23 protein-coding genes are annotated in these 21,208 nt (G+C 41.5%); 8 read left to right on the plus strand and 15 right to left on the minus strand.

Annotation, left to right across the window (positions count from 1 at the left end):
• Nucleotides 1–8: 8 nt before the first annotated feature.
• Nucleotides 9–713, minus strand: a complete 705-nt coding sequence (locus tag AB4589_RS02050; RefSeq protein WP_371709404.1) for a YjbF family lipoprotein — start codon at nt 711–713, stop codon at nt 9–11.
• 111 nt (nt 714–824) lie between these two features.
• Complete coding sequence (locus tag AB4589_RS02055; RefSeq protein ID WP_372099188.1) at nt 825–1,079, minus strand: hypothetical protein; 255 nt, start codon at nt 1,077–1,079, stop codon at nt 825–827.
• 260 nt (nt 1,080–1,339) lie between these two features.
• Here AB4589_RS02055 and AB4589_RS02060 point away from each other — a divergent pair, with 260 nt between their 5' ends.
• The 5 genes from AB4589_RS02060 to AB4589_RS02080 all read left to right on the plus strand — a co-directional run bounded on the left by AB4589_RS02060 (nt 1,340) and on the right by AB4589_RS02080 (nt 5,866).
• Nucleotides 1,340–1,774: a rhodanese-like domain-containing protein gene (locus AB4589_RS02060; protein ID WP_016786319.1), complete on the plus strand. Its 435-nt coding sequence runs from the start codon at nt 1,340–1,342 to the stop codon at nt 1,772–1,774.
• A 99-nt stretch (nt 1,775–1,873) separates the two neighbouring features.
• Entirely contained in the window at nt 1,874–2,341 is a 468-nt protein-coding gene (gene secB, locus AB4589_RS02065; protein WP_009847959.1) for a protein-export chaperone SecB, read from the plus strand.
• A 178-nt stretch (nt 2,342–2,519) separates the two neighbouring features.
• Nucleotides 2,520–3,557: an NAD(P)H-dependent glycerol-3-phosphate dehydrogenase gene (gene gpsA, locus AB4589_RS02070; RefSeq protein ID WP_135445139.1), complete on the plus strand. Its 1,038-nt coding sequence runs from the start codon at nt 2,520–2,522 to the stop codon at nt 3,555–3,557.
• 262 nt (nt 3,558–3,819) lie between these two features.
• Nucleotides 3,820–4,641 (plus strand): serine O-acetyltransferase, encoded by an 822-nt coding sequence (gene cysE, locus AB4589_RS02075; RefSeq protein WP_052880228.1) that lies wholly within the window; start codon nt 3,820–3,822, stop codon nt 4,639–4,641.
• 73 nt (nt 4,642–4,714) lie between these two features.
• Nucleotides 4,715–5,866 carry a murein hydrolase activator EnvC gene (locus tag AB4589_RS02080; RefSeq protein ID WP_371709407.1) on the plus strand — a complete coding sequence of 384 codons (1,152 nt, stop codon included), beginning with the start codon at nt 4,715–4,717 and terminating at the stop codon, nt 5,864–5,866.
• 294 nt (nt 5,867–6,160) lie between these two features.
• Here AB4589_RS02080 and AB4589_RS02085 read toward each other — a convergent pair whose 3' ends face one another.
• From AB4589_RS02085 to rfbB, 5 genes are all read right to left on the minus strand, one after another.
• A complete protein-coding gene (locus tag AB4589_RS02085) occupies nt 6,161–6,799 on the minus strand; it encodes a TetR/AcrR family transcriptional regulator (protein ID WP_029222818.1) in 639 nt (212 codons plus the stop codon).
• A 107-nt stretch (nt 6,800–6,906) separates the two neighbouring features.
• Nucleotides 6,907–8,031, minus strand: a complete 1,125-nt coding sequence (locus AB4589_RS02090; protein ID WP_017097372.1) for a DegT/DnrJ/EryC1/StrS aminotransferase family protein — start codon at nt 8,029–8,031, stop codon at nt 6,907–6,909.
• Nucleotides 8,032–8,048: 17 nt separating this feature from the next.
• Nucleotides 8,049–8,594 carry a dTDP-4-dehydrorhamnose 3,5-epimerase gene (gene rfbC, locus AB4589_RS02095; RefSeq protein ID WP_017097373.1) on the minus strand — a complete coding sequence of 182 codons (546 nt, stop codon included), beginning with the start codon at nt 8,592–8,594 and terminating at the stop codon, nt 8,049–8,051.
• Entirely contained in the window at nt 8,581–9,456 is an 876-nt protein-coding gene (gene rfbA / locus AB4589_RS02100) for a glucose-1-phosphate thymidylyltransferase RfbA (protein WP_372047013.1), read from the minus strand. The genes rfbC and rfbA overlap by 14 nt, the downstream gene beginning before the upstream one ends.
• Nucleotides 9,456–10,550, minus strand: a complete 1,095-nt coding sequence (rfbB, locus tag AB4589_RS02105) for a dTDP-glucose 4,6-dehydratase (RefSeq protein ID WP_371709409.1) — start codon at nt 10,548–10,550, stop codon at nt 9,456–9,458. Before rfbB ends, rfbA begins: the two co-directional genes overlap by 1 nt.
• A 359-nt stretch (nt 10,551–10,909) precedes the next feature.
• Between rfbB and rfaD the strand changes: the two genes are divergently transcribed.
• Nucleotides 10,910–11,851: an ADP-glyceromanno-heptose 6-epimerase gene (gene rfaD / locus AB4589_RS02110; protein WP_029222819.1), complete on the plus strand. Its 942-nt coding sequence runs from the start codon at nt 10,910–10,912 to the stop codon at nt 11,849–11,851.
• Nucleotides 11,852–11,926: 75 nt separating this feature from the next.
• Nucleotides 11,927–12,880 (plus strand): lauroyl-Kdo(2)-lipid IV(A) myristoyltransferase, encoded by a 954-nt coding sequence (gene lpxM / locus AB4589_RS02115; RefSeq protein ID WP_012603053.1) that lies wholly within the window; start codon nt 11,927–11,929, stop codon nt 12,878–12,880.
• A gap of 62 nt (nt 12,881–12,942) precedes the next feature.
• Here the strand turns inward: lpxM and AB4589_RS02120 are convergent, their stop codons facing one another.
• From AB4589_RS02120 to AB4589_RS02140, 5 genes are read right to left on the minus strand one after another with little or no spacing between them, the layout of a single operon-like run.
• Complete coding sequence (locus tag AB4589_RS02120; protein ID WP_017102397.1) at nt 12,943–13,827, minus strand: LPS biosynthesis protein; 885 nt, start codon at nt 13,825–13,827, stop codon at nt 12,943–12,945.
• A complete protein-coding gene (locus AB4589_RS02125) occupies nt 13,817–14,773 on the minus strand; it encodes a glycosyltransferase (RefSeq protein ID WP_017102398.1) in 957 nt (318 codons plus the stop codon). Before AB4589_RS02125 ends, AB4589_RS02120 begins: the two co-directional genes overlap by 11 nt.
• Nucleotides 14,774–14,791: 18 nt before the next feature.
• A complete protein-coding gene (coaD, locus tag AB4589_RS02130) occupies nt 14,792–15,280 on the minus strand; it encodes a pantetheine-phosphate adenylyltransferase (protein ID WP_017102399.1) in 489 nt (162 codons plus the stop codon).
• Nucleotides 15,281–15,289: 9 nt separating this feature from the next.
• Entirely contained in the window at nt 15,290–16,354 is a 1,065-nt protein-coding gene (locus AB4589_RS02135; protein ID WP_371709411.1) for a glycosyltransferase family 9 protein, read from the minus strand.
• Complete coding sequence (locus tag AB4589_RS02140) at nt 16,347–17,447, minus strand: glycosyltransferase family 9 protein (protein ID WP_371727256.1); 1,101 nt, start codon at nt 17,445–17,447, stop codon at nt 16,347–16,349. Before AB4589_RS02140 ends, AB4589_RS02135 begins: the two co-directional genes overlap by 8 nt.
• Nucleotides 17,448–17,518: 71 nt before the next feature.
• Here AB4589_RS02140 and AB4589_RS02145 point away from each other — a divergent pair, with 71 nt between their 5' ends.
• Nucleotides 17,519–18,241, plus strand: coding sequence for a 3-deoxy-D-manno-octulosonic acid kinase (locus tag AB4589_RS02145; protein WP_009847972.1), 723 nt, complete (start codon nt 17,519–17,521; stop codon nt 18,239–18,241).
• A 1-nt stretch (nt 18,242) separates the two neighbouring features.
• Here AB4589_RS02145 and AB4589_RS02150 read toward each other — a convergent pair whose 3' ends face one another.
• The 3 genes from AB4589_RS02150 to waaA are packed head-to-tail and all read right to left on the minus strand — an operon-like array spanning nt 18,243 to nt 21,196.
• Nucleotides 18,243–19,136 (minus strand): hypothetical protein, encoded by an 894-nt coding sequence (locus AB4589_RS02150; protein ID WP_372064033.1) that lies wholly within the window; start codon nt 19,134–19,136, stop codon nt 18,243–18,245.
• A 3-nt stretch (nt 19,137–19,139) separates the two neighbouring features.
• Complete coding sequence (locus tag AB4589_RS02155) at nt 19,140–19,880, minus strand: glycosyltransferase family 25 protein (protein ID WP_017097386.1); 741 nt, start codon at nt 19,878–19,880, stop codon at nt 19,140–19,142.
• Complete coding sequence (waaA, locus tag AB4589_RS02160) at nt 19,877–21,196, minus strand: lipid IV(A) 3-deoxy-D-manno-octulosonic acid transferase (RefSeq protein WP_102582392.1); 1,320 nt, start codon at nt 21,194–21,196, stop codon at nt 19,877–19,879. Before waaA ends, AB4589_RS02155 begins: the two co-directional genes overlap by 4 nt.
• Nucleotides 21,197–21,208: the final 12 nt, after the last annotated feature.

Here is a 21,208-nt window from a genome sequence, read left to right on the forward strand (position 1 = left end):
CCTGTTCGTTAATTGCTTTGATAATGCTTAAGAACGGTTAACTCAAGCCTTGTCATATCAGGGCCTAAATACTGTATGGTTTTGACCACTTTTCCTTTACTATCGACCCAATATTCGTTGGTAATCTCTTGTTCTAACATCGGAAAGTTAATTTTTTCTTGAAACTTCTTGGTATCGATAGACATTATCGGTGTTTCGACCGTTTCATTTCCCGCATACGTTCGGATAATGTTTGCTTTATAGCCGAATCGATAATTGGGTTGCCAGTCGTAAACCGCTTGCCATTTTTGAGCTCCGGGGTTGGTAGACACATCAAACGCAGAAGAAGAGTCTGCTGACGAACTGTTTGCAGACGAGAACGAATCTAACGGTTGGAATGCCAAACCTGAAAGGTTTTCGTAGGGAAGCAATAGCGTTTGTACAATACGTCCATTTTCAGTGACGATCATAGCTTTATCAGAAGACATCCATTTTAATTGCTCTACGCCCGTTTGAGGATTTTCACCGACGTACGCCAAAACCATGAAGATTTTGCCTTGGTCATTCACTTCCGCATAAATACTGGAATAAGGTAAGGTTTGAATGTATTCCTTTGATAGCTCAACATCGGTTCTGCCAAAAAAGGCTTCATCAAAAGTGGAGTTAACGTCTTGAAACTGCTGAGAACAACCCGCAAGAAAAAGACCAAGAGATATGATTAGAAGTTTAAGCATGACGAGTTCGGCTTCCTAGCAATCTGGTTGCTGATATCCAATATGAAAATCTGATATAAAAAAACCACTTTATGCTTTCACACAAAATGGTTTTAAACACCAACTCAAAAATTATCGAGTTGTTGTTGTAGTCGTTGCACCGCTTTCGTTAGAAGCAACGGCTACTGCTGCTGCCGCTGCTACTGCTGCTGTCGTTACTGCAACAGTTGTAGCTGTACCTGCTGCAACTGCAGATGCGCCTGCACCGGCTGCCGCACCACTAGTACCAGCACCAGCACCAGCGCCCGCTACTGCAGTTTCTGTTGCTGCAAAAGCACCACCTGAGAAGCTAACTGCTAATGCAGCTGCTAGAGCCATCTTTTTCATAATGATTTCCAATAATATAAACGTTTATAATAGAGACTAATTACATAGACCCTACCAGCCACTCAGCTTAAGTAACTGTTTGTACATCATAATTAATAACTTCAATCAAGTAAATGGATAAATCATAAGCAATTAGTATATATCCCCCATTAATACATTAACTCACACACAACAATATGCTTCCTCTGTATTCTCCCCCCCTTTATAGCTATACTCCTACCCTATAATTTTTCGCCCAATAACGAATAAGAGTTCAAGATATGCAAGAGTTAGTTCCATTTGTTCAAGAGAATATGATTTTAGCCATCGTATGGATCGGCTTGGTTGTTGCCATCATTGCGAACGTTATCAAGACATCAAACGCAGCTTACAAAGAGATCACGGCTGCGCAAACCACACACATGATTAACCGTGAAAACGGTGTTGTGGTTGATATTCGTACTAAAGATGAGTTCAAAAAGGGGCATATTACTGACGCAGTTCACATTTTGCCGTCAGATATCAAAGCAAATAGCTTTGGTAGCCTTGAAAGCCACAAAGCCGACCCAATCATCGTAGTATGTAAGACAGGTCAAACAGCTCAAGAAAGCGCTAACCTACTGGTTAAAGCTGGTTTCGAAAACGTAAGCGTGCTGAAAAGCGGCTTAGTGGCTTGGAGCGAAGCTAACCTACCTTTGGTGAAAGGTAAAAAGTAGTTAAAGGTAAGCTGACCTAACTAAACGAATATGACTTTAAGGTTTTGTTCAACAGAGATGGCGAACGAAACCTAATTATAAATTTTTAAGGACAAGAAAATGGCTGAAGCAGCACAACAAGACGCACAACAGAACTTCGCAATCCAACGTATCTTCCTAAAAGACGTATCTTTCGAAGCGCCAAACTCTCCAGACATGTTTCAAAAAGAGTGGAACCCAGATGTAAAACTGGACCTAGACACTCAAAGCCGTGAGCTTGGCGAAGGCGTGTACGAAGTAATCCTACGCCTAACGGTTACAGTTAAGAACGCAGAAGACACTGCATTCCTTTGTGAAGTTCAACAAGGCGGCATCTTCTCTGCAAGCGAAATGGAAGCAGGGCAACTAGCTCACTGCCTAGGTGCATTCTGCCCGAACATCTTGTTCCCATACGCTCGTGAAACAATTTCTAGCCTAGTGGTTAAAGGTACGTTCCCACAACTGAACCTAGCACCAGTTAACTTTGATGCTTTGTTCATGAACTACCTACAAAACCAAGCTCAACAAGCTGAAGGCGAACAAGCTTAAGTCTCAAACTAGAGCTTAACTCTAACGATTCAAGCGCTAGTTAGCTTTTAAATGCACATCGCAACTTCTGCGATGTGCATTTTTTCTTTACACTGTATTAAAATTGAAAGCTCCTCTGATTTTAGTGGATAGCTTTTCCAAGACTCTTCGATTTCCCTCATTATTTTTAGGTGGAAGCATGACAGAAACAACTGACTCGACAAACGCTTATGGCAAAGAGATCGCCATGGCAGTAATTGGCGCAGGTTCTTACGGAACATCTTTAGCTATCTCTCTAGCGCGTAACGGTGCAAACGTTGTTCTGTGGGGGCATGATCCTGTTCACATGGCTCGCCTCGAATCCGAGCGCGCAAATAATGAGTTTCTACCGAATATCGACTTCCCAGAAAGCCTAATCATCGAATCAGACCTTGAGAAGGCAGTAACAGCAAGTCGTGATCTTCTTGTTGTCGTCCCTAGCCACGTATTTGGTATCGTTTTAAATAGCCTTAAGCCTCACTTAACAGATTGTTCTCGTATCTGCTGGGCAACAAAAGGCTTGGAGCCAGAAACAGGCCGCCTACTTAAAGATGTCGCTCACGATGTGCTTGGTGATGGGTACTCGTTAGCAGTTCTATCAGGACCTACCTTCGCCAAAGAGCTAGCGATGGGTATGCCAACGGCAATCTCTGTGGCTTCCCCTGATGCAGAATTCCTTGAGCAACTTCAAGAAAAGATTCACTGTGGCAAAACGTTCCGTGTGTACGCAAATTCAGATTTTATTGGCATGCAGCTTGGTGGCGCGGTTAAAAACGTTATCGCCATTGGTGCTGGCATGTCGGATGGTATTGGTTTTGGTGCCAATGCACGTACTGCACTTATCACTCGCGGTCTAGCTGAGATGAGTCGACTAGGCGCAGCTCTTGGTGCGCAACCAGAAACCTTCATGGGCATGGCTGGATTGGGTGACCTAGTGCTAACCTGTACTGATAACCAATCACGTAACCGTCGCTTTGGTTTGGCACTTGGCGCAGGTAAAGATGTAGATACAGCACAAGAAGAAATTGGCCAAGTAGTGGAAGGTTATCGCAACACCAAAGAAGTTTGGTTACTATCAGAACGTATGGGCGTTGAAATGCCCATTGTTGAACAGATTTATCAAGTGCTGTATCAAGGGAAAGATGCACACCTAGCAGCACAAGATCTGCTTGCTAGAGACAAAAAGTCAGAAAGATAGTAAGAGCAGATACGAAATTAGAGTAAGCGAGATACGAAGAGAGTTAGAGGTACGGGTAACCAAGATGCGAATAGCATAAAGTAAATGACCCGAACAAAGTTCTCCAACTCGCTCGTACCTCATTCTTGAAGATGACGTTAGTATAATGCTCGTCATTGAAGAATGAAGTATCTGGAATCTCATTTACGCTAATTGGCTTTTCTAAGCTCTTCGTATCTATCATCTCGCTACGCGTATCTGATTTAAAAGAATGGATGGAAAAATGAAACACTGTGAACAGCAAAAAGTTTGGCAATGCATAGTGAAGGAAGCTCGACAGCAGTCTGAGCAAGAACCTATGCTTGCGAGTTTTTATCATGCCACGATCATCAACCATGAAAGTTTAGGCGCAGCCCTTAGCTACATCCTAGCAAACAAGCTAAAGACGGCTTCAATGCCTGCAATGGCAGTACGTGAAGTGGTTGAACAAGCATTTAAGCAGGATCAATCGATTATTGATGCGGCAGCTTGTGATATTTGCGCGACGGTAAATCGAGACCCTGCGGTCGAGATGTACTCGATGCCTCTACTTTATCTGAAAGGCTACCACGCTCTGCAAGGTTACCGAGTAGCTAACTGGTTGTGGAAACAAGGGCGTATCGCACTTGCTACTTACCTACAAAACCAAATTTCAGTTGCTTGCCAAGTTGATATTCACCCAGCGGCTCGTATCGGTAAAGCTATCATGCTCGACCACGCCACTGGTATCGTGATTGGTGAAACTGCTATCGTCGAAAATGATGTATCGATCCTTCAAGACGTTACCCTTGGTGGTACTGGTAAAGAAGGCGGCGACCGTCACCCCAAAATCCGCGAAGGCGTAATGATTGGGGCCGGTGCTAAAATACTCGGCAACATTGAAGTAGGTGAAGGCGCGAAGATTGGCTCATGCTCTGTTGTACTACAAGCCGTACCACCTCATACAACAGTCGCAGGCGTTCCTGCAAAAATTGTCGGAAAACCGAAAACAGATAAACCATCTTTAGATATGGACCAAGGCTTCAATGGTCGCTCGCAAAATTTCATTCATGGTGATGGAATATAAGAGCTGATTCTAGGTTCGATGAGCCAAGATACGAAAGACTTAAGAGCAGATGCTGAAAACTAATAAGAGCAACATGACGATAATGATGAAACCAGTCCAAGTAATTAGCACTGTTCTTTTGATATCTGCCAGCCTTTGCGCTGTTCTTTTCTCTGCATCGCCACTTGCCGCATCGAAAGGGGAGCTGAAAGGTGTGTCGAGTGAGATATATCGTCAACAAAAAACACTATCCTCACAACAGAAGAAGCTCGACAATTTACAAGCAAACCTCAAGCAACAAGAGCTCTCTATCTCCTTGCTTGAAAAAGCCATTAAAACAAGTAAAAAACAACTCAATACCGCCAATGCTAATGTTGCTAGCTTAGATAATAAGATTAAAGCGCTTACAGTACAGAAAAAAGCCCATACCGATAAGTTAGAGCAGCTGATTCAGACTTACTACATGACCAGCAGAGCCAAAGCCTCTTCTCACATCTTAAATACTGGCGTTGAAGAAGACCGCATTAGTCACTATTACCAACACCTCGCCAAAGCGCGTTCTGCAACAATCAAAACGATCGAACAAACTCAACTTGAATTAGAAGAAAGCCATAAGCAACGCCAACTTGAGCAAGAACAAATAGCAGCGCTGTTAAATCAACAGGTAGCAAAGCGCAACAAACTATCGCAGACCCAAACACAGCGTAAAAAGACCGTCGGCAGTATTAAGAAAAACATCTCTGGCGACAAAAATTACTTAGCCGAACTTCAACGTAATGAAACTCGCCTAAAAGCCGAAATAGCGAAAGCAGAAAAAGCCGCACGAGAGAGACGCAATGCTGTCCCTATGGATGGCTTAGCCAAACGTAAAGGTAAACTGCCTTGGCCAATCAAAGATAAAGTTCTGCATAACTACGGCTCACGCCAAACTGGTCAAGTAAATTGGAAAGGCATGGTGATCAAAGCGAAATACGGTCAACAAGTAAAATCCGTATACTCAGGAACGGTCGTATTTGCCGAGTACTTGCGTGGTTATGGTTTAGTGGTACTGCTGGACCACGGTAAAGGCGACATGACGCTCTATGGCTTTAACCAAGCGCTTTTAAAGAAAGAAGGTGACAAGGTGAAAGCGGGTGAGGCTATTGCGCTTGCAGGTGACACTGGCGGACAAACCCGCCCATCGCTGTACTTTGAAATTCGTAGAAACAGCCAAGCTCAAAATCCGAAAAGATGGTTAGTTAGGTAAAAACAGATACGAGATATAAGTAACCGAGATGCGAAGAGCAAGCCCAAAGAGCTGAAAATCTCTGAATTCGCATTTATCAAACTCAGTCATTCCTGAATTGAGGGACGAAATATCTGGAATCTCTATCTCACATTGCCGTGAGTCATCTTTCGAGCCCTGACATAAAAAGATTCCCTATCACGCTCGTTCCTCGCTGTAGGGAATGACGTCGCGATTTATATCCCACCACTCGAATCTGTGCTTTCCCGCTCTCGTTACCCGAATCCCACTTACCGCTTACCCACACCTTCGCTTTTATTTACTGTTCAGCGCTCTCACACCATCTTCTAGCAATGTCAGTTGCTCAAAGCCTTGAGTCGTTGCAATCGGTTTAACGGTTGCGATCATCTGCAGCATTCCTTGGTGAACAACTTGTTCAGTAATTTGAGCTTTTGGCGACATCGCGGACTGATACGCCAACCAACCTGATGCGATCAAGTGAAGAGATGTGACCATCGACTTCATTTCTGCATCTGTTGCCTTTAGCAAATTCAACTCAACAAATGCTCTCATAATATCCACAAGATTCGTTTGCAGCTTTTCTTGAACGGCCATGTAATCAAGGTGCAGCTTTTCATCACGTGACAATATTTCAGGCAAATTTGCATAGAAGAATCGATACTTCCACATCAGCGTGAAGATGGAATCTAAGTAGCTCTTTAGTAGCGTCAGGCTTTCTTGCTGCCCTTGAATCGGAGTAAATCTTTCAAGTAACTCTGTCGAGTAGAGAGTAAAGATATCACGTACAATTTCTTGTTTGTTGCGGAAGTGGTAGTAGAGGTTTCCGGGGCTGATTTCGATGTGTTCAGCAATATGATTGGTCGTAATACTACGCTCGCCGTGCTCATTAAAAAGCTCTAGAGCTGCGTAAACAATCTTGTCACGTGTTTTCATTAGCATTAGTATCCCTATCCGTTTAGTGGTTCAGTATATCGCCACTAAACAGATAGATCGACCTGTTCACATCTGGTCGAATTAGCTATAGCTACATGGCAGACAGTTTATTTACTGTACTTTTTCACCATGTTTACTACATTTACTACATCATGCCTTGTTATGCCCATATGCATTGGCAATGAAATGATTTCATTACTTGCTATCAAAGCTTTTGGGCAACGACCAGATTTTTCATACATTTTGTACTCTGAATTATCTGTATAATGCACACCTGGATAGATATCATTTTCATTTAGCTTGATTAGTAACTCATCTCGATTTGAAACTCGTATTTGAAGTAAATGTGTCGATGATTCACACCCTTGAGCAATCGGAACTATTTTTACATTATCACATTCAGATAACTCTTCACGATACCACTTAGCTAACTGTCTGCGATAAGAATTATCATTATCCAAGTATTTAAGTGCAACTAAAGCCATACCGGCCATAATTGAGTTGCCATGATATTTAAAGCCTAAATCTTCAACATCATATTTCCACTTATAAGCACCTTGTGCGGCTGTACGCGCGTAAGTATCTTTATTAATACCCAACCAAGTTAGTTTACGTGCTAACGCATCATATTCTGGGTTCTGGAAACAAATCATTCCAGAGTCAGCTGTAGGCATATTTTTTACAGCTTGATAACTAAACACGGTGACATCAGCATTATAACCTACGTGCTTTCCCTCAAACCTTGACCCGGCCATGTGCGCCGCATCTAATACTAGAGCCAACCCACGCTCTTTACACAGCTTTGCCACCGCTTCAAGTTGACCAGTATTTCCACCTAGCCCCACAAAAACAACAGCTTTAGTCTTATCTGTTATCTTTTCTTCAATACTCTGAGGGTCTAAGCATAAGTACTCATCAACATCAGCAAAAATAGGCTCTAGACCAGCGTACTTAATAGCGTGGTTAGTAGAGACAAATGTTAAAGATGCAGATATAACTTCATCGCCATCACTCCAATTATGCGCACGCTTCAAGACTTCAAATGCGAGGTGAAGGCCCGCTGTTGCTGAACTCAAAAAGTGAGCATGAGGTAGGCTAGTATACTTTTTCCATTCATCCTCAATTTCGACAGTTTTAAAGCCCATTCCTGTCCAGCCTTTTTCTAGGCACTCTCTTACATGCTCTAGACACTCATCAACACGAAACTTTGGAACAAATAATTGCGTTGTCATCTTATAAAACCTTATTTTTAGAAATGCTCAGCATCTTTAAGTAGCAGCCCATTCTTGTCTTTATCTGAAACGATCAAACTTTCTTCATCTAATTGCCAATCGATCTTTAATTCTGGATCATTCCAGGCAATAGAACGTTCACTTTGTGGGAAGTAATAATCGGTTGTTTTATACAAAAACTCGACTTCATCTGTCAACGTCAGAAAACCATGAGCAAAACCCTCAGGGATCCATAATTGCTTCTTATTCTCCTGACTCAGTTCAAACGATTGCCACTGTTTATAGGTTGGAGAGTCAGCCCGTAGATCGACCACGACATCTAAAACTTTTCCACGGACAACTCGAACAAGTTTGCCTTGCGGGTGCTGTATTTGATAATGCAGGCCTCGAAGCACAGCCTTACCTGATTTAGAGTGGTTATCTTGAACAAATTGAACGCTTCGGCCAATTAATTTTTCAAAGTTTGAATGATTGAAGCTTTCCATAAAAAAGCCTCTCTCATCTTCAAAAACTTTAGGCTCAATTATCAAAATGTCTTTTAATTTAGTCTTAGTTGCTTTCACTGTTTACAAGCCTCTCTAGATATTGTCCATACTCATTCTTTAGCATAGGCTTTGCTAAGTTTGATATATCCTGGCTACTTAACCACCCATTACGCCAAGCTATTTCTTCTAAACAAGCAACCTTTAGCCCTTGTACATTTTCGATGGTTTGCACAAAAGATGAAGCCTCATGAAGGCTTTCGTGAGTACCTGTATCTAGCCACGCAAAACCACGACCTAATAGCTCTACATTCAGCGAGCCATCGTTTAGGTACATTTCATTGATAGTGGTAATTTCTAACTCACCTCGATGAGATGGCTTTACTTTTTTTGCCATTTCTACAACTCGATTATCGTAGAAATACAAACCAGTTACCGCATAGCTAGATTTTGGCACATCAGGCTTTTCTTCGATCGAAACAGCTCTCATTTTTTCGTCAAATTCGACCACACCAAAACGCTCAGGATCTTTGACTTGATAACCAAAAACAGTTGCTCCAGACTCTTTTGAAGCTGCATTTTGTAGAGTTCTAGAAAAAGACTGTCCGTAGAAGATGTTATCCCCTAACACCAAACAAACACTGTCATCACCAATAAACTCTTCACCTATGATAAAGGCTTGCGCTAAACCATCTGGGCTTGGTTGAATTGCATACTCAAGGTTGATGCCAAAATCTGAGCCATCACCAAGTAGGCGTTGGAAACCAGCGTTATCTTCAGGTGTCGTAATAATTAAAATATCTTTGATACCAGCTAGCATTAACGTCGAGATTGGGTAAAAAACCATCGGCTTATCGTAGATGGGCAAAAGCTGTTTTGATACGCCGCGAGTGAGTGGATACAACCGCGTGCCTGAGCCTCCAGCAAGAACAATCCCTTTCATTACTTATCAACCTTACCATTTACAACTAAATCTGAAGAAACACCTAAGCGTTCACCAGCGTAAGAGCCATCTAATACGCGTGACCACCATTGTTTATTATCTAAGTACCACTCGACAGTTTTACGAATACCTGATTCGAAAGTTTCTTCTGGCTTCCAACCCAATTCTCGTTCAATCTTTGACGCATCGATGGCGTAGCGTACATCATGCCCAGGCCTATCAGTGACATAAGTGATTAAGTCAAGATAGTTACCCACACCTTCTGGCTTATTGGGCACCAACTCTTCAAGTAATGTACAGATCGTTTTTACTACATCAATGTTTGCTTTTTCATTGTGACCACCAATGTTATAGGTTTCACCTACCTCACCTTCAGTGACCACCTTGTACAACGCTCGAGCGTGGTCTTCGACAAACAACCAATCACGGATTTGCATACCGTTGCCATACACTGGCAGAGGTTTTCCATCGAGTGCATTCAAGATCATCAATGGGATCAATTTTTCAGGGAAATGGTAATGGCCGTAGTTATTTGAGCAATTAGTTACGACGGTTGGTAAACCATAGGTGCGTAGCCAAGCTCGGACGAGATGATCAGAAGAAGCTTTCGAAGCTGAGTATGGGCTTGATGGCTCATACGACGTCGTCTCGGTAAACAAGTCATCCGTACCTTCTAAGTCGCCATAGACTTCGTCAGTAGAGATATGGTGGAAACGAAAAGCAGCTTTATCACTTTCAGAAAGCTCATTCCAATAGGCTCTAGTTGCTTCAAGCAATGTATATGTACCAACAATATTAGTTTCGATAAATGCAGCGGGGCCGTCAATCGAACGGTCAACATGAGATTCAGCAGCCAAGTGCATTACTGCATCAGGCTTATGCAGCTCAAAAATACGGTCTAGCTCAGTACGATTACAAATATCCACCGCTTCAAATGCATAGCGCTCGTGCTCTCCCACGTCAACAAGAGACTCTAAGTTACCCGCATAAGTCAACTTATCAACATTCACGACGCTGCTAGATGTATTATTTATAATGTGACGAATGACAGCTGAACCGATGAAGCCAGCGCCGCCTGTAACTAATATCTTCATAAGATTTCTAAAACCCTAAAATTCAAAGGAAAAGTTCTTCTAATTTTGTAAATCTATTTCTTACTATTCGAAGGATAGTTCGATACGTAATACCAGCTCAAATGCTTAAGCAACTAAAATAGTTCAAAATCAATTGCGACCAAACAACTCTCATGTCGCGCGTAAGCCAGCCTACAAACAAAAGTCGAAGACGTAGAATCTTTCATACTAAGACCGATAAGATCGTGTTTTGAGTAGGTAATAATGACTAGATTAACACAATCATATCACACTAGAATTAAAGAATTATTCCACTAGCTCGCTTCGTTTGTTCCTTGCTATACTCGTGTGAGTTTGTATTCAAAAAAGTAGGAAGAAATATGATTATCGTAACTGGTGGTGCAGGCATGATTGGCAGCAATATTGTTAAGGCGCTCAATGAAGCTGGCCACAACGATATTCTAGTTGTCGACAACTTAAAAGATGGCAAAAAATTTAAGAACCTGGTTGACCTAGATATCACAGATTACATGGATCGTGATGACTTTCTAACTCAAGTTATGGCTGGTGATGATTTCGGTCATATTGAGGCTGTTTTCCATGAAGGTGCATGTTCTGCGACCACCGAGTGGGATGGCAAATACATGATGCTCAACAACTATGAATACTCTAAAGAGTTGCTGCATTACTGTATCGAGCGCGAGATTCCGTTCTTGTATGCTTCTTCTGCTGCCACTTATGGTGAAACCGATACCTTTATTGAAGAGCCGCAGTACGAAGGCGCGCTAAACGTATACGGCTATTCAAAACAGCAATTTGATAACTATGTGCGTCGCTTAACTGCAGATGCAACCGCACACAACGAAACGCTTTCTCAAATCACTGGGTTTCGATACTTCAATGTCTACGGTCCACGTGAACAGCACAAAGGCAGCATGGCTTCTGTCGCTTTCCACCTAAACAATCAAATGAACGCTGGTGAAAACCCGAAATTATTCGCAGGAAGCGAAACCTTCAAGCGTGATTTTGTGTATGTTGGTGATGTTGCGGCCGTAAACCTGTGGTTCTTAAAAAATGGCGTATCAGGTATATTCAACCTAGGTACAGGTAATGCCGAATCATTTGAAGAAGTCGCAAAAGCGGTGATTAAACATCACGGTAAGGGAGAGATTGAAACTATCCCATTCCCTGAGCATTTGAAAGGTGCTTACCAAGAGTTTACTCAAGCTGATTTAACTAAGTTGCGTAATGCCGGTTGCGATGTTCAATTTAAATCGGTTGCTGAAGGCGTCAGCGAGTACATGCAGTCAGTTAATCGCTAGATTACACTCTCCCGAAAACAAGCTAACGGTATACTGTTAGCTTGTTCAATATATATCGCCAGTTAAAGGTTTACAGTGACAACTCAACGCGACGACTACGATCCTAAAGCATACAACCCCAAATTCATCAGTGCGTTTTTATCACCAAAACACTGGGGAACTTGGCTCGGGCTATGCCTATGTCTACCCATTTCTTTGCTGCCAAACTCGATTCGAGTAGCCATAGCAAAATTCGTGGCGACAAAAATGGCGAAGAAGCAACGTGGCTCAGTACAAAAGGCACGTATAAACCTCGCGCTTTGTTTTCCAGAAAAGTCTGTTCAAGAGCGTGAAACCATTCTAACCAATTGCCTAACAACTGCTGGCGCCTTTTTACTTGGTTTTCCTGCCATATCATTACGCAGTAAACGTTGGCTTGAAAAACACTCAGAAATCATTGGATTAGAACACTTACAACAGCTACAAAAAGACAATCAAAGTGCTATTTTGCTCGTACCTCACTCTTGGTGCATCGACATTCCGGCTATCCTTTTAGCTTCAAGAGGCTTACCCGTTTCTGCGATGGCAAATAGCCAGAAAAACCCTCTGACCGATTGGCTCATGCACAAGCAAAGAGTTCAGTATGGCGGACGAGTTTATGATCGCAGTGGAGGCATTAAGCCATTTATCAAATCAGTCAAAGATGGCTACTTGGGATATTACCTGCCAGATCAAGACCATGGCCCAGAGCAAAGTGTATTCTCAGATTTCTTTGCGACTGAAAAAGCAACCTTGCCCGGACTTGGAAAACTAGCAAAAGTAAGCCGAGCGAAGATCGTTCCAACCTTTGCCAGCTATAATATTGAGACGGGTAAATACGAAATTGAAATCAAAGCACCCATTGAGTTATCCGGCGATGAACATCAAGACGCTAGGGCAATGAATGAAGTCGTTGAAGGTTTTGTTAATCCGAAACCTGAGCAGTACATGTGGATTTTAAAGTTGTTAAAAACACGTAGGAATGGACAAGACCCATATGTGGGCTATTAACACATATCTTCTAATTTATTAAAGATTATCCGCCTTCTTAGAAGGCGGATTTATTCGTCTCATTATTTTTGACTAAATAATAGGTTATGATAAAAACCATCAACTGTGTAATCTTCAAGCTTAATCAAAACTGATTCATCAAAGTCACCAGAGATAAATTCCTCAATATGATTTGCGAGTTCATTTAGAGAGTCAAATATAAGGAAATTATCTTTTGAGTATAAAGGGTGATTATAAAGACTCGTATTATTCGTGATAACTTTCTTTCTGGCGTATAACGCTTCTTTAACCCTCATAGTATCAGACGTCTGTCCATCAAGAACAATTTCCAGTACACATTTGGTATTGAGCATCACGGTTAGGTATTCAACATAGGAATAAGAAGGTTTTTTGTCAAACACAATAAAGTTGCACTTAAAATCACCCAATGCCTCTTCTATTTTTTGAACCTTTTCTTTCCTTCCTTTATCCACCCCCACAAAAGACACATCGTAATCAGAGGATTTTGCTATCTCATCAATAATTTTTAGTTGAGGCATCGGAGAATAAGCATGCTTAAAGTTGTATTTTTTTGCATCACCCTCATCAAACGTATATATTTCAAAATCATCTAAAAGATGGTTCAAGCTCCCATCTGTAATATTCCTAAAAAGAATAATCTTCCTCCCACTAACCTTTGATATTGACTTAATGTCTCTCAAAGAGTCGGTTGTGAATATGACATCAAAGCCATTTAGCGCCTTTATTTTTCGTCTTATGATCGCTCCATAAGCCTCATGATAGTGTTTTTTACTGTAGAAAAATAAAAAGGAAATTAATTTCACTAACCACTTGCTTAAGAAAATATGATGCTTTTCATAATCAGACGATAGCACATCAATTTCTAGTTTTTCATACTGTTGCTTGTAGCCTACAAAAACCAGTTTTGGCTTCAATTTATCGTTCATAAGGCAACCTTTTAAAAGACTCGACAATACTTCCTAATGCACTATTGGCTTTATTACCTTCAACTACCTTCTCGTAATAACTAACATACGCTGCAGCCATGACATTGGCATTGAATTGATCTCTCGCGTATTCATTACAACGAGCTGAATCATAGGTGTCAGAATTTAAGATCCCTTCTACGAGATCTTGTTCACAGCTCGATAAAAGACCTACCTCACTAGAAACTAATTCCGGCAGTGAGCCATAAGGTGTACCAAACACTGGGCAACCAAAATACAAACTCTCTGTAATCGCTAAGCCAAACGGTTCATGCCAAGTCACGGGGAATATCAGACCTTTTGACTGAGTCATGATCTGAGATTTCGTTGTATCGTCCACCATCCCTAAAAAACGAACATGACGATCTAACGTTAACCTGAAACCCATTTTTAGGTTCAATCGATGGCCGCCCAACACATCAAGCTGCTGGCCAGCTTTCTTGGTAATATCAATGGCACCTTGAACATTTTTAACTCGCCACGCCGCTTTCCCAAGAAAATGGAAACGTTCTCGTTGCAAGTTAAAGTTAGGCTTTTGGTAGTTATCCCAATTCAAGCCATTGTAAACATAAGCTTGTGCACCATGATTTTTTGCATGCTGAGATGAAACAAAGACGGTATTAGGGTCAATAGGGCCGTCTGAATTACCATGCTGCGTTAAAATGTAGGGATAAGAGATAGGCTCTAGATCAGAGTGGAAATGTACAACATCAATATCATTTGGAAGCTGACTTTGCAGTGGTACATTCGGTTGATACTCGATGACTCTCGCCCAATCACACTTTGTGCCTTTGCCAGCGAGCAGCGTCACTCGGTGCCCGGCAAGATGCAAAGCATAAACTAGGTCCCAAATGACTCGTTCGGTTCCACCATAATTCACCACAGGTAACGTAGCTCTTGTATACATTAAAATATTCATAATCACTTAATTTTTAAAAGCTTTTACTTTAGCGACAACAGCTTGATGAACACACCCTGGAACAAATTGCTCTATTTCTCCACCATGAATAGCGACTTCACGAACCAATGTTGATGATAAAAAAGCAAACTCTTCTGAAGGTGTCAAAAACAGGCTCTCTAGTTCTGGTTTTAATCGACGATACATTGTCGTCAAACCAAACTCATACTCAAAGTCCATTGTTGTTCTTAAGCCACGCACCAAAATTGAGGCATTTTGCTCGGTCGCAAAATCAACCAGCAAGCTGCTAAAACCCTCGACGGAGACATTAGGTAATTCATGGCAAGTTTCTCGCAATAAGGCCACACGCTCATCTAAGCTAAATAAGGTGGCTTTACTTGGGCTCTCTGCGACACCAATGACAAGCTTTTCAAACATACATGCAGCACGTTTAATTAAGTCATAGTGGCCGTTAGTCACTGGATCAAAAGTACCTGGGTATATTGCTATTTTCATGACATTCCTTTATTCACTGGATGTTTTCTTGTTTTTCAATCGGCCTAATACACGGTCTAGCTGCTCAATCACCGATTCTGTTGAAATAAGAGCCATAAGATCTTTTCCTTTTACTCGGGTTCCCCATGGAAGCTCGTCAACCGCTTTACCGTGTTGCTCTTCAGCAATCTGTTCATAGACAGAAACCACACTGTCTAAACTATGATAAGGCCCTGTTCGCATTGGGTTACTGTGCGCATACAAACCAATCACGGGGACACCTTGAGTCGTCGCAATGTGTGCAGGCCCTGAATCAGGAGCGATCACAACACTGGATTTACCAATCACTGCGGTAAGCTGCTTTAACGAAGTTGAGCCTACTAAGTTAATACAAGGTGATGTCATGTGCTGAGAGATATTGTCGGTTAAATTGCGCTCTCTATCCGTTGGAGCACCACAAAAAACCACTTTAAAGCCTAACTGATAAGCGTGATCGGCGACAGCGGCATAGCGCTCAACTAACCAGTTTCTCTCATCTTTACTCGCGGCAGGGCTAATAACAATATACGGCTCATGCGCAAGCTCCATCGATAGTCTTTGATCTTCATCAGACAAAGCAAGATCCCATGTCGGCACCTGTTTGGAACACCCCAAAAAGTAAGCAAATTCAGAGAAATTATCTAACACATGAGATGCGTCCGTTTTTGGCAGCTTGCGATTGGTAAAGAGCCACTGCCCCTCTTTGGCACGTGTCCAACTAAAGCCAAGTTTTACTTTTGCCTTTATCCCTATCGTTAACAGGCTGGCTCTTAGTGCAACTTGCATATGCAGTAAATAATCAAACCGAGTTAGACGCAGGGATCTCCATACTTCTTTCATTCCTTTTAGGCCGCGTTTTTTATCAAACACTACAACTTGAATTCCAGGTATATCACCAAGTAATTGAGCTTCGATTTTTCCCATCACCCACGTGATCTGACATTCTGGATAGGTAGCTTGAATAAGTTGCACCACAGAAAGGGCATGACAAACGTCACCAATGGCAGATAAACGCAGAATACAAATAGATTTTGGAGCAGAAAGAGCGTTATTCATTGATCGATTCCAATGGCATCATTTCTAGAACAGCAGAAACAACGTTATCTGGCTTGATATCTTGAAGGCATGGCGAATAGACATCATCGCTAATCTGACATCTGTTTTTATAGCAAGGGACGCAGTTACGTTCAGATTGCACAAGTCTAATATTGGCGACTCTTTGGGAGCTAACACCATTGCTGTATAAATTGTTCGTTACATCAATTGGCTCTTCATATGGCCAAGGTGACCACATGCTTGCTGGTGCCACGCTAATAATAGATACAATTGGGATAGAGTAACCTGATGCGAGGTGACCCGGGCCACTATCAGGTCCAACAAAACCATCACTATGTTTTATTAATACCGAAGTTTGAGCTAATGATAATTCCCCTAAAACACTGACCAGTTGGTTCGACTCAGGGACTTGACTCATGATTTGTTCAACAATGGTCTCATCGCGTTCTAATTTAGCGCCAGATAAGACAATGTTATAGCCTGCAGAGATCAAACGATTGATGACTTCAACCCAATACGAGACTGGCCACTGCTTAATTTCGTTGGAGGATGGCGCATGCACAACAATGTAGTTTGATGGCAATCTCTTTTGAACCACTGAAGGTAATAACTCTTCGGGAGAGACTAGCCGTGCAATACAATTAACATCTATGGTATCCAGCATACGAGCAACGCGACTCATTTTATGCTCAAAGCGATGCTGTTCTTTAATGTAATGAGTATAAATTAACTTTTTAACCCAGGCGCCAGAAAGCGATTCATCAATTGCACCAAGTCTTTTCTTACCAAAGATAAAACTATAGATAGCTGTTCTATCATTAAGCATTTCATTGACGACTAAATCATATCGACCATGCGTTTTTAAAATCCGGTAATAGTCCTTAACGGATGCTCTTGGCGGAATTTCAACTAAAGAGTCAACGTCTGGATTGGTACCAAAAACCATCTCCCCTCTAGCATTAACTAAAACATCTATTGTTGCGGTCGGAAACGCTTTTCTCAGACTATGGGTAAAAGCAGAGATCAACAAACTATCACCAATGCAATGAGTGGCAACAACTAATATTTTTTGGTAACTACATGAATCGTTCATTAATCTGTTCGGCGTTTGATATACTGTTCTACCAAGTATGCCATAAACTCCCCAATACGAGACAGTGATTCATGTTTACAACAAAGCAAATCCATAAAACAACGTACTGGTATAATCCTAAATTACTCACCGAAGACGTTGAATTGGCTTTTTCTGTGGATTATTGGAAGGCGAATCAAGCAATACTGGGGCACGCTCAAGGTAGAGGAACAACATGGTTTGTTAAGGGAGAAAAAAGCAATTTCGCTCTTCGACATTATCATCGCGGCGGCTTGTTTGGAAAGCTAGTTAGAGACAGCTATTTATTTACTGGATTAGAGAACTCACGAGCATACCAAGAGCTAATGTTACTTGAGCTTCTAGCCACACATAAAGTTAATGTCCCGACACCCGTTGCTGCGAAAGTTTCGCAAGAAGGGCTCGTTTACAAAGCCGATATTTTAATTGAAAAGATTTCCGACGCAGAAGACTTAGTAAAGATACTATCAAACAAAAAACTATCCGATTCCCATTTCAACGATATTGGTCATCAAATTCGAAAAATGCACGATGCCGGGGTCAATCATACCGACCTCAATATCCATAACATTCTCGTTGATAAAGCAGGCAAGGTTTGGATTATCGATTTTGATAAATGCCTAACGCAAACAGGTAATAGCTGGAAAGAGAGTAATTTAAAGCGACTTAAGCGCTCATTCGAAAAAGAAGTTCGATTAGGAAGGATTGATGCTCAGCACTTTGATTTTTCACAAATAGAACAAGGGTACAAAGTGAGTACCCTTGAGAGTCTATGATTTATTCTTCTTTCAAACCAAATAACTTACGAAGTTTCTTTTTCTTTTTATAGATATGCCCTCGAATCACTTCAGCAAGAGGGCGCTTGAAGGACACTTCTTTAGCTAAGCGTATTTGCTCTTCAAATGGTTTATCTCCGTGTTCTTCAAAGAACTGTTCCAACACCGTTCTCGCCCAGTCTTTTCGCCCACTCGTTGAATAATGATTGAGCCAAGCTTTCGCTGGTTCAATATTCACCTGCGTAGAGAGCGCTTCAGATAGCGCAAACTGCTCTAAAGTGTGTGCCTCACACCCTTCTTGACGTAACGCTTGAATCAACACATCGGCATAATCAAAAGCCGATGAGTTTTTTCCGGTGATACCAATGACTGCCGACGCCCACATAACTGAGTTTGGATTAGTGCGGTAGACACTGCCATCCATAAGTTTTATATCTCTATCTCTGATATGTGAATACTCATTGGTGCTTGGCAAAGTATTGATGTTCACTTCTGAGCAAAACAGTAACGCGTTTTTATCCGATATAGAGTCGAAGTAAACGTTTGTTGGCACGTTAAAGTACGTATCTGTATCTAGAAAAAGCAGTTTATCTTCAGAACTCAACTCTAAATTATCACAAAGATATTTTAAGCCGCGGTTCTTGATTCTAAAGTGATAAGTATTGTCTAGACTCCATTCAGCCTTTTGATCAGGCGATATCGGAAACACTTTAATTGGCATATTAGCGAAGTGCTCAGGTTCTTCCGCTAGAACAGAAATTTCAGGCCTAGTTCCATTTGCCTCAACCCAATTGGCTAAAAAAGACAAAATGCAAAACCTTGCGCCTTGATAGTAAGTTCTATCATTGCCATAAATAACAAATGTTAAGTGTTTTCTAGCCAATTCTGATTTCATAATTTAGTACTTCGTAATATTTTTAAAAAGTGCTTTGTGCTTGCTGCTGACATGGCTTCGAACATGAGTTCGGTATCCCTCTTTAAACCAACTTCTAACCGTCGCATAAAGTCCTGAGGTTCTACCACTCAACTCACTATCAAATGCACCGGTTTTACTACCCTGACGAACCAAAGGTGGGTGTGTCCAAAAAATATTGTACTCTAATGTCGTTCGCTCATTACCAATATAACCATCAATAGGTGCGTCAGTTATATTGCTTTCCATATGCTCTACCATTGCACGAGCAAAACTAAGGTCATAAAGCAAACCACCAGTAAGCTTGTTCGTTTTACACAAGTACAGATGTTGATTTGGAACTCTTACTGATGCAGGTACTAAGCTCGATGCCTCTTCAATATTTACAAGATACTTTTCTTCACCACGAAGTTCATTTTGGAAAGCTTCTAGTTGCTCAATAAAATCGCTATTTAAAAAAGCATCATCTTCTAACACTAATACTTGTGGAATTTGTTCTTCTACGACTTTTTTCATCACTAAGTAGTGCTTATAAAAGCAAGACTTCTCAGGGAGCCTCAGTGAGTCGTCAAAAAAACCATTTCTAACGTCATCAGATAGATCATCGATATCACCAGCTAACATATATTCGTAATCAGTGATGCCCACTTCTGGCAGGTGCTTATCTATATGTTTTCTACGTTCTTCGTAGCCTTTGCTTACATGAATAACAAAAGTTTTGATCATCGTGATGTCTCAATATTGGTTGACTGATTATTGGTGGCTGAATGATGTATCAATTGGAGTGTTTTATGTAACGCACCTTGATTCTGTTGAACTATACCATAGCCTATTCGCCCTTTTTCAATTAACTCTTTAGGCTTGGATAATGCACTGATCATTTGTAAAGCAAGCTCATTCTCATCGGCTACAACAGACAGTGCGCTCGAGTCGATCAATTGATTCGCCAGGTCTGCAAAATTGAAATAGCTCGGCCCTGTTAAGCAATATTTTTGAAGCAATGCAGGTTCGATGAAGTTATGCCCTCCTACTTTCTTTCCAAGTAGGCTTCCTCCCATAAAGACGAGATCACTCGCAGAAAGCATAACCATAAGCTCTCCCATCGTATCTCCTAGGTAGACATCGACACCAAGCGGTACGTCGTCAACAACTTCGGTTCGACGAACCAAAACTAAGCCTTGGTTTTTGGCCAATTCAGCAACTGAATCAAAGCGTTCAGGGTGACGAGGTACTATCACTAAGAGTAACTTTGGCAGTTCTCTTTTGGCTTGCTGGTAAGCTCTAAAAATTTGTTCATCTTCACCAGCATGAGTGCTCGCGGCGACAACAATCTGCCTACCCTGCCCCAAAATATCTTTAAGATGCTCGCCTTGTGCGATTACATTATTATCAATCGACACATCGTACTTAATTGAGCCTGTGACAATGACTTTTTCGCTCGGCGCACCTAGTAACTCAAATCGAGATTTATCATCAGAGTGTACCGTCAATATTAAGCTTAACTTAGAGATTGTCGGATAAATTAACGAACTCATCTTTTGATAATTACTGGCTGATTTTTCGGATAATCGTCCATTGACTAATATCATCGGAATATCATTTTTAGCAACGGTGTTAATGGTGTTTGGCCATAATTCCGTTTCAATAATGAGCATGTTATCTGGTTGAACGCGATTGATAAAATGTTGAACACACCAACTAAAATCAATAGGCATATAGCGGTGGCTAATCGAACCACTCATCTTTTCTACCTGCTCAGCGCCTGTACTCGTTGTTGTAGTGATCAGTATTCTTTTATCTGGGTTTTGTATCGCCAGTTGTTCAACTAACTTCTTACTCGCCAGCACTTCCCCTACTGAAACAGCATGAAGCCAGATCACGCCCGACTGTCTATTATTGATCGACGGTGTAAACCCGAAATGCTCTTTCCAACGACGACCAAAAGGTGGTTTGTTTGCTTTGGAACGATATAAGCCCCAAAGCAGGATAGGGCTTACAAGGAAAAGTAACGCGGTATAGGCCCAACGAACGACAGTGCTCATATGACGACCTTA

This window comes from Vibrio sp. 10N.222.49.A3 (assembly GCF_041475145.1).
Lineage (GTDB): Bacteria > Pseudomonadota > Gammaproteobacteria > Enterobacterales > Vibrionaceae > Vibrio > Vibrio tasmaniensis_A.

Excerpts from the sequence above, each read along its gene's own strand:
- coaD (WP_017102399.1), bottom strand. The coding sequence starts at position 15,280 with ATGAAAATAGCAATATACCCAGGTACTTTTGATCCAGTGACTAACGGC.
- AB4589_RS02120 (WP_017102397.1), bottom strand. The coding sequence starts at position 13,827 with ATGAACGATAAATTGAAGCCAAAACTGGTTTTTGTAGGCTACAAGCAA.
- rfaD (WP_029222819.1), top strand. The coding sequence starts at position 10,910 with ATGATTATCGTAACTGGTGGTGCAGGCATGATTGGCAGCAATATTGTT.
- AB4589_RS02085 (WP_029222818.1), bottom strand. The coding sequence starts at position 6,799 with ATGAAAACACGTGACAAGATTGTTTACGCAGCTCTAGAGCTTTTTAAT.
- waaA (WP_102582392.1), bottom strand. The coding sequence starts at position 21,196 with ATGAGCACTGTCGTTCGTTGGGCCTATACCGCGTTACTTTTCCTTGTA.
- AB4589_RS02140 (WP_371727256.1), bottom strand. The coding sequence starts at position 17,447 with ATGAACGATTCATGTAGTTACCAAAAAATATTAGTTGTTGCCACTCAT.
- AB4589_RS02080 (WP_371709407.1), top strand. The coding sequence starts at position 4,715 with ATGACGATAATGATGAAACCAGTCCAAGTAATTAGCACTGTTCTTTTG.
- AB4589_RS02145 (WP_009847972.1), top strand. The coding sequence starts at position 17,519 with ATGTTTACAACAAAGCAAATCCATAAAACAACGTACTGGTATAATCCT.
- AB4589_RS02055 (WP_372099188.1), bottom strand. The coding sequence starts at position 1,079 with ATGAAAAAGATGGCTCTAGCAGCTGCATTAGCAGTTAGCTTCTCAGGT.
- AB4589_RS02050 (WP_371709404.1), bottom strand. The coding sequence starts at position 713 with ATGCTTAAACTTCTAATCATATCTCTTGGTCTTTTTCTTGCGGGTTGT.
- AB4589_RS02155 (WP_017097386.1), bottom strand. The coding sequence starts at position 19,880 with ATGATCAAAACTTTTGTTATTCATGTAAGCAAAGGCTACGAAGAACGT.
- rfbA (WP_372047013.1), bottom strand. The coding sequence starts at position 9,456 with ATGAAAGGGATTGTTCTTGCTGGAGGCTCAGGCACGCGGTTGTATCCA.
- AB4589_RS02135 (WP_371709411.1), bottom strand. The coding sequence starts at position 16,354 with ATGAATAACGCTCTTTCTGCTCCAAAATCTATTTGTATTCTGCGTTTA.
- cysE (WP_052880228.1), top strand. The coding sequence starts at position 3,820 with ATGAAACACTGTGAACAGCAAAAAGTTTGGCAATGCATAGTGAAGGAA.
- AB4589_RS02125 (WP_017102398.1), bottom strand. The coding sequence starts at position 14,773 with ATGTATACAAGAGCTACGTTACCTGTGGTGAATTATGGTGGAACCGAA.
- secB (WP_009847959.1), top strand. The coding sequence starts at position 1,874 with ATGGCTGAAGCAGCACAACAAGACGCACAACAGAACTTCGCAATCCAA.
- AB4589_RS02150 (WP_372064033.1), bottom strand. The coding sequence starts at position 19,136 with ATGAAATCAGAATTGGCTAGAAAACACTTAACATTTGTTATTTATGGC.
- AB4589_RS02060 (WP_016786319.1), top strand. The coding sequence starts at position 1,340 with ATGCAAGAGTTAGTTCCATTTGTTCAAGAGAATATGATTTTAGCCATC.
- gpsA (WP_135445139.1), top strand. The coding sequence starts at position 2,520 with ATGACAGAAACAACTGACTCGACAAACGCTTATGGCAAAGAGATCGCC.
- rfbB (WP_371709409.1), bottom strand. The coding sequence starts at position 10,550 with ATGAAGATATTAGTTACAGGCGGCGCTGGCTTCATCGGTTCAGCTGTC.
- AB4589_RS02090 (WP_017097372.1), bottom strand. The coding sequence starts at position 8,031 with ATGACAACGCAATTATTTGTTCCAAAGTTTCGTGTTGATGAGTGTCTA.